The 15908-nt window shown below is 37.8% G+C and carries 11 protein-coding genes and 1 other annotated feature; of the genes, 8 read left to right on the top strand and 3 right to left on the bottom strand.

From position 1 onward, the window contains the following. The first annotated feature begins 442 nt into the window (after positions 1-442). Together H514_RS0109035 and H514_RS0109030 are read left to right on the top strand one after the other, a co-directional pair. Complete coding sequence (locus H514_RS0109035) at positions 443-1390, top strand: NADP-dependent oxidoreductase (RefSeq protein ID WP_027446679.1); 948 nt, start codon at positions 443-445, stop codon at positions 1388-1390. A gap of 217 nt (positions 1391-1607) precedes the next feature. Then, positions 1608-3464 carry a cation:proton antiporter gene (locus H514_RS0109030; protein ID WP_027446678.1) on the top strand — a complete coding sequence of 619 codons (1857 nt, stop codon included), beginning with the start codon at positions 1608-1610 and terminating at the stop codon, positions 3462-3464. A 444-nt stretch (positions 3465-3908) separates the two neighbouring features. On the opposite strand, the gene brnQ is transcribed toward H514_RS0109030, so the two are convergent. Beyond that, the gene (brnQ, locus tag H514_RS0109020) at positions 3909-5234 is read right to left on the bottom strand and encodes a branched-chain amino acid transport system II carrier protein (RefSeq protein WP_027446676.1); all 1326 of its coding nucleotides are present in this window, start codon (positions 5232-5234) and stop codon (positions 3909-3911) included. Between the two features lie 58 nt (positions 5235-5292). Beyond that, positions 5293-5544, bottom strand: a binding site (T-box leader). 239 nt (positions 5545-5783) lie between these two features. On the opposite strand from brnQ, the gene H514_RS22800 reads away from it, so the two are divergent. Next, positions 5784-6410, top strand: coding sequence for a putative metalloprotease CJM1_0395 family protein (locus tag H514_RS22800; RefSeq protein ID WP_051255089.1), 627 nt, complete (start codon positions 5784-5786; stop codon positions 6408-6410). 64 nt (positions 6411-6474) lie between these two features. Here H514_RS22800 and H514_RS0109010 read toward each other — a convergent pair whose 3' ends face one another. Both H514_RS0109010 and H514_RS0109005 read right to left on the bottom strand, forming a co-directional pair. Beyond that, positions 6475-7551 (bottom strand): AI-2E family transporter, encoded by a 1077-nt coding sequence (locus H514_RS0109010; protein ID WP_027446675.1) that lies wholly within the window; start codon positions 7549-7551, stop codon positions 6475-6477. A 221-nt stretch (positions 7552-7772) separates the two neighbouring features. Further along, positions 7773-8606 carry a LysR family transcriptional regulator gene (locus tag H514_RS0109005; protein ID WP_027446674.1) on the bottom strand — a complete coding sequence of 278 codons (834 nt, stop codon included), beginning with the start codon at positions 8604-8606 and terminating at the stop codon, positions 7773-7775. Between the two features lie 70 nt (positions 8607-8676). Between H514_RS0109005 and H514_RS0109000 the strand changes: the two genes are divergently transcribed. The 5 genes from H514_RS0109000 (at position 8677) to H514_RS0108980 (ending at position 15895) form a co-directional block, all read left to right on the top strand. Further along, positions 8677-9306 carry a YczE/YyaS/YitT family protein gene (locus tag H514_RS0109000; protein WP_027446673.1) on the top strand — a complete coding sequence of 210 codons (630 nt, stop codon included), beginning with the start codon at positions 8677-8679 and terminating at the stop codon, positions 9304-9306. Positions 9307-9441: 135 nt separating this feature from the next. After that, positions 9442-10701: an EAL and HDOD domain-containing protein gene (locus H514_RS0108995; RefSeq protein WP_027446672.1), complete on the top strand. Its 1260-nt coding sequence runs from the start codon at positions 9442-9444 to the stop codon at positions 10699-10701. Between the two features lie 270 nt (positions 10702-10971). Continuing rightward, on the top strand, positions 10972-12696 hold the full coding sequence (locus tag H514_RS0108990) for a phospho-sugar mutase (protein WP_027446671.1): 1725 nt from the start codon (positions 10972-10974) through the stop codon (positions 12694-12696). A gap of 153 nt (positions 12697-12849) precedes the next feature. Continuing rightward, complete coding sequence (locus H514_RS0108985) at positions 12850-13365, top strand: hypothetical protein (RefSeq protein WP_036842115.1); 516 nt, start codon at positions 12850-12852, stop codon at positions 13363-13365. Between the two features lie 496 nt (positions 13366-13861). Beyond that, on the top strand, positions 13862-15895 hold the full coding sequence (locus H514_RS0108980) for a putative bifunctional diguanylate cyclase/phosphodiesterase (RefSeq protein WP_027446669.1): 2034 nt from the start codon (positions 13862-13864) through the stop codon (positions 15893-15895). Positions 15896-15908 lie beyond the last annotated feature (13 nt).

The following is a 15908-nucleotide window of genomic DNA, read 5'->3' as shown; positions in this document are numbered from 1 at the left end:
GTTAACGGACCCATGGCTGAGATCATTTTATCTCTTGCTTAAGGAAACTGTATTTTAGCTCTACATATAAGGCTTTAGATCACTTTGGTGCATATATGACTCACCCCCATAATTTACATCAGAAAACCTTACGATAGCTGCGGTTCCGTTATTCACCATTCGGCTAAGGTGGGCTGGGAAATGGGTTGACTCCAGCGGAAAAACGGGCTAGCGAGACCCCGCAAGGAGCGAATAGCGGATGAGGAGGCTCGATAGTTCGTCCGCAGGAAAGCAACCCATTTCCCAGCCCACCCGCTCTCAATTTGGCAACGGAACCACTCTAAGCCTTATTCCACAATCCTGCCATATTGCTGAATAACGTCTTATCTGCGTCCAAAGTGTAATAGAGTCCCAAGACGGGTACTTTATTACGGAGCTACATCATAGAAAGGAGTTTCTGATCATGAAGGCTGTTGTTATTGAACAATACGGAGGTAAAGATCAATTAAAGGAAAAAGATATTCCAACACCTCAAATTAATGAAGATCAAGTTCTAATTGAAAGTCACGCAACTTCCATCAATCCAATTGACTGGAAAGTACGCGAAGGATATTTAAAAGATATGCTCGATTGGGATTTCCCGATTATTTTAGGTTGGGATGTTTCAGGCGTTGTAGTCGATACAGGTTCTAACGTTACGAAATTTAAAAAAGGTGATCAAGTTTTTGCCCGCCCAGCTACTACACCGAACGGGACCTATGCAGAATTTGTAGCGGTGGAAGAACATCTAGTTACTTCTATACCAGAGCGAGTTAGTTTTGAAGACGCAGCTGCTACACCTCTTGCTGCCCTGACATCATGGCAATGTCTTTTTGAAGTTGCGAACCTGCAGAAAGGACAAAAAGTATTAATTCATGCTGGCTCAGGTGGTGTCGGAACGTATGCCATTCAGCTTGCAAAATGGGCAGGTGCCTATGTTGCCTCAACTGCTAGCAGTAAAAATAAAGAATTATTAGAATCTCTAGGAGTAGACCGTTTCATCAATTACGAAGAAGAAGCATTTGATGAAGTTCTTGAGGACTATGACGTCGTATTTGACACTCTAGGTGGAGAAATTCATGACCGAAGCTACAATATTTTAAAACAAGGCGGCCATTTAGTCTCTGTTACGAAACAACCTGATGAGGATTTCGCAAAACAGAAAGGCGTAAATGCTCAGTTTGTATTCCTTAATCCAGATGGTGATCAGCTTGCAAAAGTGGCTGAGCTTATGGAAAAAGGAGAAGTGAAATCTATTGTGGGTAAAACCTTTCCGTTCAGTGAGAAAGGAATTCGAGATGCACATGAATTGAGTGAGACCCACCATGCAAGAGGTAAGATCGTTGTACAAATAAAACCTACTGATTGCTAATGTTAACCTAAGGTTTCTCTCTCTCTCCAATAAGGAGGGAGAGTTTTTATGTATTGAAATCATTACGTGAATATGAAATTCTTATGAATTCAAAATAAAATGATTTACACGAGGTTCGAACATGTATAGAATGTTTTTATATCTGAGTTTTTTGATAGAAAGGTTTATTCCAGTAAACCATAATCCATAGGAAACACTTGTGAAAAGGAGGGGGCACATGTTCCACTCGATTTTGTTTGATTTCATGTTAATTGGTGCATTGGGTGTTGGTTCTCAATGGATTGGATGGAGATATCGTATTCCAGCCATTGTAGTAATGTCCATCGTCGGCTTGTTAGCTGGTCCAATCTTCGGATTCATTAATCCAGCAGATGACTTTGGAGAATTATTTGATCCCATCATCTCAATAGCAGTTGCCATTATACTATTTGAAGGAAGCTTAAACCTTGATTTTCGTGAAGTAAAAGGCTTAGGTAAACCTGTAATGAGAATTGTAACCGTAGGAGCGATCTTAGCTTGGCTTTTAGGATCTTTAACCGCTCATTATGTAGCAGGTTTATCCTTAGCTGTTGCCTTTGTTATCGGGGGACTTTTTATCGTAACAGGGCCTACCGTCATTTTACCTTTGTTACGACAGGCGAAATTAAAGCCTCGTCCTGCAGCCATATTAAAATGGGAAGGTATCATTGTTGATCCGTTTGGTGCTTTACTATCCGTTTTTGCTTTTGAAATTATCGTCTTTTTTATGGAAGATGATGTAACAGCAGATGCTTTGCTCTTCTTCTTTATGGCATCGATATTTGCTATTATTATCGGTTACTTATTAGCAAAAGGACTCGGGTTTATGTTCGAGCGAGGTCATGTGCCGGAGTTTCTAAAATCACCGGTTATGTTTGCATCCGTGATCCTCTGTTTTACACTAGCTGATGAAATTGCTCATGAAACAGGTCTATTAGCTGTAACGGCTATGGGAATGACATTAGCAAACATGCATATTTCTTCCATTGGGGATATGCGTAACTTTAAAGAGAACATTTCTGTTTTACTTGTATCCACAATCTTCGTGATGTTAACAGCATCATTATCCGTTGATACATTATTACAAATTTTAGATCTAAATATTATTGCTTACGTTCTTCTTATGTTATTTATCGTACGTCCTCTATCCATTTGGTTATCCACGATTGGAACTGATTTATCGGTAGGGGAACGTATCCTTGTTGGCTGGATTGCGCCTCGAGGAATTGTTGCTTTAACTGTAGCAGGTTACTTTGCAAACGTGCTTTCTGATGCAGGTTTTGAAGATGCTTCCATTCTAACATCTTTAACGTTTGCACTCGTTTTTGCCACGGTTTGTGCACACGGATTCTCCATTGGTTGGCTTGCGAAAAAATTCAACCTAGCCAATGATGAACAGCCAGGCGTCCTGATTGTAGGGGGAAGTAGCTTTAGTACGGGATTAGCTAAAGCTCTTCGAGAATTAGATGTTCCTACGATGATAACGGATTCTTCTTGGCAGAGGCTTGAGTCTGCGCGCAAAGAAGGTGTTCCGTTTATGCGTGAAGAGATCTTATCAGAGCAAACAGAGTATCATCTTGATATGACACCATATGAATATATGGTTGCTGCTTCTGAGCTAGATTCTTATAATGCGCTAGTATGTAATACATTTATCCCTGAAATAGGACGTAACAACTTGTATCAGCTCACACTTCATAATCGTCGTGGAGATGACCTGGAGGATATGGGACATACAATCGGAGGAAGACTGCTCTTTAACGAACAAGCAACATGGGAGCGTCTAAATGAAAAGGTTGAGGCTGGTTATGTCTTTAGAAAAACAAATATTACTGAACAATATCCATTTGATCAGTACTCAAAAGAGTTGCACCCTGAAACGTTACTCATGTTTGTTTTAAAACGTTCGGGTAAAATTGCGTTTTTCACTCATAAAAATAAACCTAAAGTTGAAACTGGAGATGTAGTGGTAAGTCTAATGCCACCAAGTAAAGAATTTAAGAAAATCCAACAAAAGATAACCGAAAAACGTGAAGAAGAAAAGGAAAATCAGTAAATAGGAAATCCACATGCGGCTTAATTTAAAACGCCGCATGTGGATTTTTTAATGAGATATTAGTTAACTTATACGTGATAAACAAACGCTTGCGGTTTTCTTATACTTATTGAAAAAGTTTAAGAATGAAACAAGAGGGTTCTTACATACTTTAGTAAAGGAGAATGAAGTCGTATGTAGAGAGGATGATGGGGATGATACATGATCCTGATTTCCACAGTGAGCAGGCAAAAATTTATGAACACTTAGCGAGGCAATATCAACAGACTCACGGGAAATTATTCGAACACTTTTATGCGTTGCATCGATACCACAGATTGCAACTCCAATCGTGCCAAGATAAAGATTCAGATCGTATAGCTCCCTCCATAGATCAGGAATAGAAAAGCCCAGCCTTCGATGCATGAACGAAGGCTGGGCTTTTTATTACAATAGCAAGCATTCTTAAGAGACCTTTTTCGTAGCAGCTACGTACTTGGAATTTCTTCTAGAGCGATCTAATAAATATCCTAACAATGCACCAACAAGGGCTGGTACAATCCATCCTAGACCTTCCTCAAATAGCGGGAAGATGGATAATGTACTTTGAAGAGGTGCCCAAGTGATCTTGGCAGCGCTTAGTCCACTATATAGGCTAAAGAAGCTTGTGAATATAAGTGCACCGCGGTATACATAGCTTGACCCCTTGAAAAAGCCATGGAAGAAGGATAAGACCATTAGTACGATGGCTAACGGATAAATAAAGTATAGAACTGGAACAGAGTAAGAGATGATTTGAGATAGTCCAAGGTTCGCTACAAGAAAACTAACAATAGTTACTCCTGCTGCAACGTGTGAATATTTTAATCCAGTGAAAGTGTTTGAGAAAAACTGACTGCATGCAACAGTAAGTCCTACACAAGTTGTAAAACAAGCTAAAGCAACAATAACACCTAATAGAATAGCACCGAATGAACCAAATAAATGATCCGCACCTGCAGAAAGAATGTCAGCTCCACCTTCGAATGAACCGAATGTTGCTAATTTTGCACCCATCCAACCAATGGAAGTGTAGACGACTGCAAGACCAATGGCTGTGACAGCACCAATCTTTAATGTGTGTTTGAAAATGGATCTTTTCTCTGTTACACCTCGATCTTTCAACGCTGTAACAACAATGATTCCAAAAGCTAAACCAGCGATTGCATCCATTGTTAGGTAGCCGTTCACAAATCCTTTGAAAAATGGAGCAGCTGTATAAGTTGTTTCTGGTGATTGTAACGGTGCATCAAGCTGAAAGAAGCTTGCAATACTTAAAGCTACGATGGCTAATAACAATGCAGGTGTTAACCATTGCCCGATACGGTCGACGATTTTAGATGGGTTTAAACTAACAAATAATACGATAGCAAAGAAAACAATAGTAAATAAGAAGAGTGCCATCGTACCACCTGATCCGAGAATCGGCATAACGCCCATCTCATACGCAACGTTTGCAGCACGTGGAATTCCAAAGAATGGGCCGATAGCTAAATAAATGATTGCAGTAAACACAAGACCAAACATAGGGTGCACGCGACTTCCTAAAGCTTTGGCATCATCACTTACAAGAGCAATGGCTGCAACGCCTACAATAGGTAACCCTACTCCTGTTAAAATAAATCCCAAAATTGCTGGCCAAAATGATGTCCCGGCTTGGATTCCGAGCTCAGGAGGGTAAATTAAGTTTCCGGCTCCAAAAAATAATGCAAATAACATAAAACCGATTGTAAATGTATCTTTTCTAGTCATAACCCTACCCCTTTCTCAATTGTTTTCATTATTCATTAAAAAAACCCGTCCCTTACGTTATAAGGACGAGCGTTTCGCGTTACCACCTTAATTCTATGACAAAATTTTTAGAATATTTAGCCATAGCTCTTTGGTTGTGTACAATCATACACATTCCTTGGTAACGGAGGAAAACCCGGCATGGCTTACTGTAGGTTCAGCCAAGCATCTCAGAGGTGATATTCGAACAGGTGCAGTATGTCAACTTTCAGCAAGTGTTGACTCTCTGTGATACTCCAATCTATCTTACTCTTCTCATCATAGATGTTTGCTTCGTTGTTTAAGATGATGTAATCGTACCAACATCAAAATTTTTTGTCAATTCAATTATCAAAAATTTTAGAATAGAAAAAACTTCTATGGAACTGTAGTGGTAATTTGAAACGTAATGTATTTAGTTTTAGGTTTTTTTACGAATGATAGAGGAATATGGCAAATGCATGGAGAAAGAATACTTAAATACCAGTTCGTCCTTATTTAAATCAATAGATGGAGGTGGTTCAACTGAATTTGGTTCAAGGAAACCCCCAACATTCCGCCTACAATTCTATCGTACGTAGCAGTAACCATTCTGTCCAAAATCAAATTGATTCAAACCATAGTCAAAAGAATGTCTCTTCGTCTAATCGAGAAAAGGTAGCTTTAGATACGGAAAAGAAGGATCTTCACTATGGGGAACAGCTTTCGCCAGAGCAAAAAAGACAAATTTCTGAGCTGAAAGCTGTAGAACAAAAAGTTAAAGCTCATGAACAAGCTCATCAATCTGTTGGTGGGAATTTCGCAGGGGGCATTAGCTATGATTATCAGAAAGGGCCAGATGGTCAAGAGTATATTGTAGGTGGAGAAGTGCCTATTCAAATGCCGAAAAGTGAAGACCCTGAAGAAACCATTCAGGCAATGGAACAAGTCCGTCGTGCTGCATTAGCACCTGCAAATCCTTCTTCACAAGACATGCAAGTAGCGTCAAAGGCTTCACAAGCTATTTTAGAAGCTCAATCTGAAATGAAGAGCGAGGAAAATAAAAATGCAGATGAACAGCACCATGAAGATCTTCGAAACCAGGCCATTCAAAAATATCAACAACAGCAAGGAGCATTTATGAGAAAACCTCAGACAATATTTGATCAGTCAGCGTAGCCTCTTTGCCTATATGAATAAACCAAAAAAGAGCCCTTACATAGGTAAGGGCTCTTTTTCAGTCTTAAATTTCTTTTGAATGAAACGCTTCTTCATAAAAATGAGCTACAATTGTTTTAACAATCGCGTAAAATGGTATTGCGAATAGAAGACCTATAAATCCAGCAATACTCCCGGCCGCTAAGATGAGTGTAATGATCGTAAGCGGGTGTATTTGAAGAGCTTTCCCCATGATATTTGGTGAAATAAGGTTCCCTTCAATTTGTTGGGCGATAATCATAATAATGATCACGTATAACACCATCATTGGATCTTGGAAGAATGCTACTAAGATAGCCGGTACAACGGCTAAGTATGGCCCTGCAAATGGGATGACATTCGTTAGCATCCCAAATAAAGCAAGAGATAAAGAGTAAGGAAGACCTATAATGACATAACCAATATATAAAAGAACACCCACACATAAACTAACGGTTAGTTGTCCTTGGATAAAAGAAGATAATGTGTGGTCCATTCTTTTTAATAGCCGATCTAGACTTTTCGCTCTTTTCTCCTTAAAGAATTGAGTTAAGAATGGTTGGAGCTTGTCCCCATCTTTCAACATATAGAATAAAAAGAATGGTACAAGTACTAATAGGAACACAAACTGAACGATTTGGGCAATGAGTGTGAAAATAAAGTTTGGTAAACCTACTGCAAAATCCTTTGCAAAATTTATTAGAGAATCAGTTGCATTATCAATTGGTTCAGATAACTGATCTGGGATAATGACTTGATTGTTCTGCCATGATTCAATAATAGATTGAACTTCTAAAGACCATTCATCTGTACTATCTATGAAGCGCGTAAACTGCTCTTGAGCGATTGGAGCAATATAAGTGATAACTAGGTATATTAATACAATAAACAGCACAAATATGATTAATATAGCTGCGATCCTTGGTACTTTATATGCTTCTAAAATATGCATGAGGGGGCGTGAAATATAGTAGAGCAGCCCGCCTATGATAAACGGTAACGCAATGGCTCCGATATATGTATAGATTGGATGAAACATATATTGTGTTTCACGAAATAGTAAAAAGATTAATAGTACAAGCATTAAGACAATTAATGTTTGAAACCAACGCTTTTGATACATAAAACCAACACCTTCTTCAATATAAGAAATAAAGATTAATATATACGCTATATTAAATCCTCGGGAAGTTAACCCATTTCGCCATCTTCATAATAAAATCCTTCCTTACCCAGTATGACTTAATAGATTTTTTTCAAACCTTCAATATGCCATAACTTAAAGTTATGGCATTATCACATTTTGGTATTTCCTTATTTAACTTAGCTCACATTATAATTTGGTTATAGAGAGAATTTTTCACTTAGCATTTCTCCTAAATGTTTAGAAATCGAATATAAATACATGTCCCTTTTTAAAGGTTGTCCTTTAATAGGTAGAAAAGTAATGCCTTTATATTGGATGTGATTCGCCATAATTCCCGGGAGGTAAGCAATACCCATGCCTAGAGATACAAACCCAGCCATTGCATGGTAATGCGTTTCAAAGATCTCCTCAGGATAAGGGTAATCTTCCATAATACTATGAAGTTGGTTGTATAACCTTGAACCTTTGGGTGTTATGATCTGTGGTTTTGAAAGGCATTCCTCCATAGTGATTTCTTCTTGGGCTGCTAATGAGTAACTTGATGGTACAGCTGCAACGAAAACGTCTTGAAATAAATGTTTAGAATAAAGTCCTTCTGTATGAGGGATATCTTGGATGATAGCTGCATCAATTTCATGTCTTTTAAGGAGAGGGAGTAAGTCCTGACTATCATCCTCTATAGCAGTAACATAGATGTTTGTATATTGTAGCTTCTCGTAATGTTCATGTAGGAAATAAGAGCTTAGGAGTGGGGTGGATCCAAACCGAATAATACCATTATTTTTGTGGCGTTCAACGGTTTTGTCAATGTTTTTAAAAAGGGGATCTAGTTCGTGATATAGTGCGTTCCCTTTAGAAGTCAGTTCAACCCCTTTAGAAGATCGATTAAATAGGGTGAAGCCTAACTCTTCCTCTAACAATTTCATCTGTTTACTAAGTGCTGGTTGGGATATGAAAAGTTGGTTAGCAGCTCTGGTGTAACTTTTATAATGAGCAACTTCTATAAAATATTTGAGCTTATGGAATAGCATTATCATCACCCGCCATTTTATAAGTAAACGTAATCTATTTATATTCTGTCAAAGAAAGGTGTGAAATACAATGTTCTTCATTCGAACCTTCCAATATCTGATCGGTATGACCATTATATATCTTGCTACAACATTAGTTGTTAAATCGACTATTGGTGCCGGTTTCTGGTCAGCTTTATTTGTGGGTTTAAGTGATTCGCTCCCTTTTTCAGTTGGAGTTTGGTTTGCTGCTTCCCAAATTCTTATTGTCTTTATAAATGCATTATTACTAAAAGGGAAGCCTGAGTTATTAGCTTTTATTCCAATATTGCTAGAGAGTATCATATTTGATTTCTGGTTAGAAGTTGTTTTTAAAAACATTCATTTCACAGACTTTCTTTTAATAACACGTATAGGAATATTTATGTTAGCCCTAGTCATTGCTGGATTTGGTGTTGCGCTGTATATTATGACGGGTTTTCCGCGTTCGCCAGTAGATCAATTGTTTATTGCAATCTCCTATCGATTTAAATTTAAGATTGGTGCTTCTCAAACATTAGTTGCGTTTACAGTATCAGTTGTTGCCTTTTTGTTAGGTGGACCTGTGGGAGTCGGAACAATCCTGTCCGTATTTTTGCTCGGACCATGTATTCAATTTTGGTTGCATAAAATTGACAAAGTAAAATTATTAAAGCATGAGCCAAATCACGCTCACGCTTAACAACCACGTAAGCCCCTTTGAAAACTGTAATAAAAATGGAATTAATCGAGAAAAAAATCCTAGTTCCTATTTCCTTGAAAGCGTTTATAGTTTATATTAAAATTACACGTTTTTTATGAGAAGGGGGCTTAAGTGTTGGAAGTTTATGTTGCTAGGCAACCGATTTTAAACAACAAGTGTGAAGTGTTTGCCTATGAGCTCTTATACCGTGGTAGTAAAGAGAACAACTTTTTTCCTCAAATAGATGGAGATAAGGCAACAGCTGATGTAGTATTTAATAGTTATTTTAATATCGGTTTAGAGCAAATTTCAGAAGGCAAAAGTGTTTTTGTTAATTTCACAGAGAACTTACTTAAAAGTGAACTTCCCTTATGTTTTCCTCCAGACACACTTGTAATAGAAGTATTAGAAAATATAGAACCTACTAAAGAAGTTATTCAAATATGTAGGATGTTAAAAAAGAGAGGATTTCGGATCGCTCTAGATGACTATATTCTTAACGAAGACTGCCCTTATACTTATGAATTATTGCAGTATGCAGATATTATTAAAGTAGATATTCAAGCAACCTCTGATGAATTACAAAGAAAGATGTTTGAAAAACTAGAATCATATGAATTGGAATGGTTAGCAGAAAAAGTGGAGACTTACGAAGAATATCAATCATGTGTCCAAAAAGGGTTTACATACTTTCAAGGGTATTTCTTCAGTAAACCAGTCATCTTAACCTCATATGATGTATCGATTTACCCATTTCACCATTTAGAACTCATAAAAGAACTCTCACAAGAAGAACCAAACATAAAAAAGGTTGCTCAAAAAGTGGAGATGGATGTGGCGTTATCTTTCAAACTATTACAGTTGATTAATTCTGCATCATATCGACGCATAGAGCCTATTAAATCCATAGAGCAAGCAATTGTGTTACTAGGATTAAAAGAAGTAAAGAAATGGGCTTATGTTTTAACACTAAGAGAATTAAAATTTCAGAATAACAAAGTTCCAAGCGAAGTCATAAAACTTAGTTTCATGAGGGCCAAAATGGGAGAACTCATTGCCAGCCAACTAGGAAGAAAGCAAGAAAGTTCAAGCTACTTTTTAACTGGGATGTTATCTTGTATTGATACCTTCATGCAGAGACCTTTAGATGACATATTAAAAGATCTTCCTTTGCATGAGGAAATTAAAGATGCGATTAAGGGGGAGTCCAATTCCTATAGAGCTGTGCTTGAATTATGCCAGCTCGTTGAAAAAGGGAAATGGGACGAGATAGAGATGAAATCCCATGAATTAGGGGTTTCTATAGAAGATGTTTTTCAATATTATAAAGATTCATTAGAATGGACACAAACTATAATGGAAACCTTTTATAAAAAAGGCCAAAGCGTTAAATAGGATGTAGTAAAGACTCTTGTGATAAGAGTCTTTTATTTTTTACGTTAAGAAAATATAAAATTTTAGCAATGGAGTAAATCGACGTAGTGAAAATTTTGGTAGCATGAAGTATAAGCCAAGGCTAAACCTCTGTCTCCGCCTTAAAAGGCTTGCCAATCGGCAAGTTTTCTTTATGCGGGACTCAATTAACTGGTTACATATGGTATAATTCACCTATATTCTATAAGCGCATATAAGTCTATTCAACTGATGTTATAGAGGAGGAGCAGGATGAACTGGCAAGATACATATCAAAAATGGGATCAGTATCAAAACTTAGATCCAGATTTACGAGAGCAATTAACGAAAATCTCTTCTGATGAGAAAGAATTGGAAGATGCGTTCTATACAAACTTAACTTTCGGAACGGGTGGCATGCGAGGAGTATTAGGACCTGGAACAAATCGCATGAATCGCTATACTGTAAGGAAAGCGGCTGAAGGATTAGCTCAACACCTAGAGGAAAATGTAGAAAATGCTCAGCAAAAAGGTGTGGCCTTAGCTTATGATTCACGTTATATGTCTCCTCAGTTTGCCCTGGAGACAGCTAAAGTTATGGGAGCTCATAACATTCGTACATACATATTCGAAACATTACGTCCGACACCGTATCTATCTTTTGCTGTACGTCACCTTGGGACGGCGGCAGGAGCGATGATCACTGCAAGCCATAACCCACCCGAATATAATGGGTTTAAAGTATATAATGAGGACGGAGGTCAAACACCTCCGGAAGAGGCTGATCGCATTATTTCGTATGTGAACGGTGTAGAAAATGAATTAGAAATCAATGTTTTAGAACAAGATGAGCTTGAGAGTAAAGGACTTCTCACATGGATCGGTCATGACGTGGATCAAGCATACCTTGAACAATTAAAAGGAATTGTAAAAAATCAAGAGGTTATTCATGAACAAGCCGATCAGTTAAAGATTGTATTTACTCCCCTTCATGGGACGGCATACAAACCAATTTTAGATGGATTAGAGAAACTAGGATTTCGTAATGTATCTATTGTAGAGGAACAAGCTGAACCAGATCCGGAATTTTCAACAGTAGAGTCGCCTAACCCAGAAGAACATCAAGCCTTCCAAAAGGCAATTGAATTAGGGAAAGAAGAGGATGCTGACATATTAATTGGTACGGATCCTGATGCAGATCGACTAGGAGTAGCTGTAAAGGATGAACAAGGTGAGTATGTTGTATTATCAGGAAATCAACTTGGAACGTTAATGCTTGATTACGTGTTATCTCAAACGAAAGATATCCCTAAAGATGCACAAATGATCAAAACCATTGTAACCACAGAAATGGGACGAGCTGTAGCAGACTATTATAATGTTAATACATTAGAAACCTTAACTGGCTTTAAGTTCATTGGTGAAAAGATGCGTCAATTTGATGAGCAAGGGGAAGGCTCATTCATGTTTGGGTACGAGGAAAGCTATGGCTATTTGATCGGTGATTTTGTTCGAGATAAAGATGCTGTACAGGCTGCAATGACAGCATGTGAAATGGCGGCATACTGGAAATCAAATGGGAAGACAATCATTGAAGCGCTCCATACTCTTTTTGAGCGCCATGGATATTACCTTGAAGGACTTGAATCTATGACCCTTAAAGGTAAAGATGGTTCGGAAAAAATTCAAAAAATGATGAAGTATTTCCGTGACTATGATGAAACCAAAATGGGACCTTTTACGATCGAGACCATAGAGGATTACGATACAAGCGTTCGTACATTTATAACAGATAATAGCTCAGAAAAAATAGCGTTACCGCATGCCAATGTAATTAAATTTAATTTAGAGCAGGATAGCTGGTGTTGTTTACGCCCTTCTGGTACAGAACCAAAGATCAAATGCTATTTCGGAGTGAAAACAGATTCTTATGAGAAGAGTCAGGATCGTTTGGCTCAATTGAAAGAAGATGTAGTAACAAAAATGAAAAACATATAAGTAATCTAAATGACCGTATTCCTTTAACTGAGAGGGGTACGGTATTTTTATTATTTCTAAAGATTGGGTGACAAGTAACCTTGATAAAAAGTCCATGAAACTTTTAATGGCTGCATACGTATAAAAGGTAAACCAATAATACGGAGGGGTATCATGTCTACTATTTATTTTACAGACAATTTCTTTTCTGCAGGTAAAACGGAGATTTATAATGATCAAAAAGAACAAATAGGGACCTTGGATTTAAAGGGTGCATTCAGCTCTGATGTTATGATTTTAAATAATAATGAAGAAGTACTTTTGTCAGGTGGGTTCCGATTTTTCTCAAGAAAGTGGTTTATACAAGATCAACAAGAACAGGAAATTGGAGAACTAGCACAAAGGTTTGCTTTTTTCTCCAAGAAATATGAATATGAAGCATATGATCGTGGGCTATACCGAATCGAATCTGAATCGTTCTCTAGAGATTATGAGATATATGATGAACAAGAAAGTTTAGTAGGTGAGTTTCATAGGACAGATGGTTTCTTTGAATCACCTGCTTTTTGCTTAACCAACCATACTGAGGTTCTAACAGATGATGAACTGATTGCTGTCGTTATGGGTGTGAATATGATTGAAAAACGAAACTCCTCCAACGCAGCTAACGGAGCAGGAGGAGCTACTTAAAATTGGGAAACCCCCATTAATATAGTAAACGAAAGCTCAGAGTATTCTCTGGGCTATTTTATCTTCCTTAAAAGCCCCCTATTGTTGAAGACTTGGTATCGAGATAAAGTTGTGAGGAGTCCGTTGCGGAAAAAGAGTAAGGGGTTCAGTGAAACGGCAAGCCTCCTGTGGAAGACCAGCCGAGCTTCCTCGTTCGCAAGCTCTCTGCGGGATCTCGTCAGCCCTTTGCTACCACTGGAGTTTGCCGTTTCCCTCACCCCTTTGCCGCTCTGCATAAAAGCAACGGAACCACCCCGCACCAGCTTATTCCAGATAACTTCCATATTGCTGAATAATATGCCTATACGAAACTCACATAGGATAAAGAGTCGAATTTTGTCGAAATCTTCTCGCCAAAATTATACCTATAAAAAACCGAATCTATTCCACTATTACCAAATTTGTTATAGAATTTAATCTAATAGACCTACTCGAATTTTGTTGAGGAGTGGTGGATTTGAATGAAATACAAGGAAGTTGGGACGAAGGTATTGTCGTCCTATCAATACTTATAGCAGTACTTGGATCTTATATTTCTTTAGATATCTCTCAGCACATCCCCAAAGCGCACAGAGAGATGAAACGAATTTGGTTAAGTATGGGGTCCATTACAATGGGATTAAGTATATGGGCTATGCACTTTATTGGAATGACAGCCTTACGTTTAAACGTAGAGGTTTATTATGATTGGTTAGATACATTCTTATCCATACTACCTGCCTTTGGAGCAGCATTTATAGCTTTTTACTTAATAAATCGTACCAACGTAAACACTCTTCAAATCCTGGGGTCCGGTGTTTTTATGGCCTTAGCCATTGTCACGATGCATTATTCAGGGATGCAAGCGATGGTCATCCCTGGGGTGGAGATGGTATATGATGAGGCCTATGTTACCTTATCTATTGGAATTGCACTATTCGTATCTATAGTAGCCTTGTTTTTGTTTAAAAGAATTCAGTCCAGCCACTCTACTCTTATTAAGATCGGCAGTGCATTGCTAATGGGAATGGCTATTTCTAGCATGCACTATGTGGCAATGAAAGCAACTCACTATCAAGAAACAGCAGATTACATCTTTTTCCCCAGTCAAGTAGGTAATAAGGAATTCTTGATCTTAAGTGTCTCGGTAATCATGACTGTAGTACTTATGGCGGTTATCTTGATGAATCGAATGGAAAATCGACATGCTTTACAGATCGCACACTATGATTTACTAACAAAGTTACCAAATAGGAGTTACTTTGTTCAGCAGTACGAGTACTTATTAAAACGCGCAAGAAAAAATGAAACGATGCTCTCATGTATTTTATTTGATGTTGATCACTTTAAACGGATCAATGATACGTTTGGATATGAGGCTGGAGACAGAGTTTTGCAACAAATTGCCCAACAAATGAAAGGGTTCCAGAATAAAAATATCATTATTGCTAGGTTAGATGGGAATCGTTTTGGGTTATTAATCCAGAAGGAAAAATCACTGGAAGATTTAAATGGAGTTTTAGAAAGAATTCAGTTGAAGTTCGATCAATTAAATTTTTCTCACGGTCAATTTGAATTCCATCCTACTCTTTCTATTGGGGCTTCTGTTAAAGAGTTTGCACCTGATATTTATGATGATTTATTTATTCAGGCTGAACAGGCACTCCACTATGCTAAAAATCAAGGAAGAAACAATTTTCAATTATACAATCCAGAAGTTCACTCTCAAAAAAGAGAGAACCTTATTATCAATGAACTAAAACAAGCTGTTTCTAAGGAAGAGCTCTCTCTCTATTTCCAACCCAAGATAACCGTTAAGAGCATGCAAGCAGAAGAAGCGGAAGTCCTCTTACGTTGGAATAGCGAAAAATTAGGGATGATATCACCAGGTGAATTTATACCAATTGCAGAAAAGAATGGTCTTATCGTGGAGATCTCTGAATATGTTTTGCGATCAGCCTTTAAGCAATTAAAGGAATGGGAGGATACTGAGTTTCCAATTTGTTGTCTGGCTATAAATATTTCACCTGTACATTTCCAATATGGAAACATCTATCAAATGCTTGTAGGCTTAATTGAAGATTATCAAGTCGATCCATCCAAGGTTGAACTGGAGATAACTGAGACATCAGTTATGAAAAACATCGATCAAGCTGTGCAAACCTTGGAAAGCTTGCGTGAATTAGGCTTCAGAATAGCTTTGGATGACTTTGGGACGGGGCTATCCTCATTAAATTACTTACAACAGCTACCGATTGATACATTAAAAATTGATCGGACATTTGTGAATGATTTAGATCAGGACACCACTAAGCAAGCCATTGTAAAAACAGTCATTCAATTAGCAAACCATCTAGGAGCGAAAGTTACAGTAGAAGGTGTTGAGACGAAACAGCAAGCTCATATGTTGCAGCTATTACATTGTGATCATCTTCAAGGATACTACTTTTACAAACCAATGCCTTGTCGACAGCTTGAAAAGGTTTGTGATGGAGAGAAGGTTCATATGTAATCATTCTTATTAA

It is taken from the genome of Pontibacillus marinus BH030004 = DSM 16465 (genome assembly GCF_000425225.1).
Classification (GTDB): domain Bacteria; phylum Bacillota; class Bacilli; order Bacillales; family BH030062; genus Pontibacillus; species Pontibacillus marinus.
Note: the sequence above shows the minus strand (reverse complement) of the source record. Positions and strands in the feature narration are given on the sequence as shown.

Excerpts from the sequence above, each read along its gene's own strand:
- H514_RS0109035 (WP_027446679.1), top strand. The coding sequence starts at position 443 with ATGAAGGCTGTTGTTATTGAACAATACGGAGGTAAAGATCAATTAAAG.
- H514_RS0109030 (WP_027446678.1), top strand. The coding sequence starts at position 1,608 with ATGTTCCACTCGATTTTGTTTGATTTCATGTTAATTGGTGCATTGGGT.
- brnQ (WP_027446676.1), bottom strand. The coding sequence starts at position 5,234 with ATGACTAGAAAAGATACATTTACAATCGGTTTTATGTTATTTGCATTA.
- H514_RS0109010 (WP_027446675.1), bottom strand. The coding sequence starts at position 7,551 with ATGTATCAAAAGCGTTGGTTTCAAACATTAATTGTCTTAATGCTTGTA.
- H514_RS0109005 (WP_027446674.1), bottom strand. The coding sequence starts at position 8,606 with ATGCTATTCCATAAGCTCAAATATTTTATAGAAGTTGCTCATTATAAA.
- H514_RS0109000 (WP_027446673.1), top strand. The coding sequence starts at position 8,677 with ATGTTCTTCATTCGAACCTTCCAATATCTGATCGGTATGACCATTATA.
- H514_RS0108990 (WP_027446671.1), top strand. The coding sequence starts at position 10,972 with ATGAACTGGCAAGATACATATCAAAAATGGGATCAGTATCAAAACTTA.
- H514_RS0108985 (WP_036842115.1), top strand. The coding sequence starts at position 12,850 with ATGTCTACTATTTATTTTACAGACAATTTCTTTTCTGCAGGTAAAACG.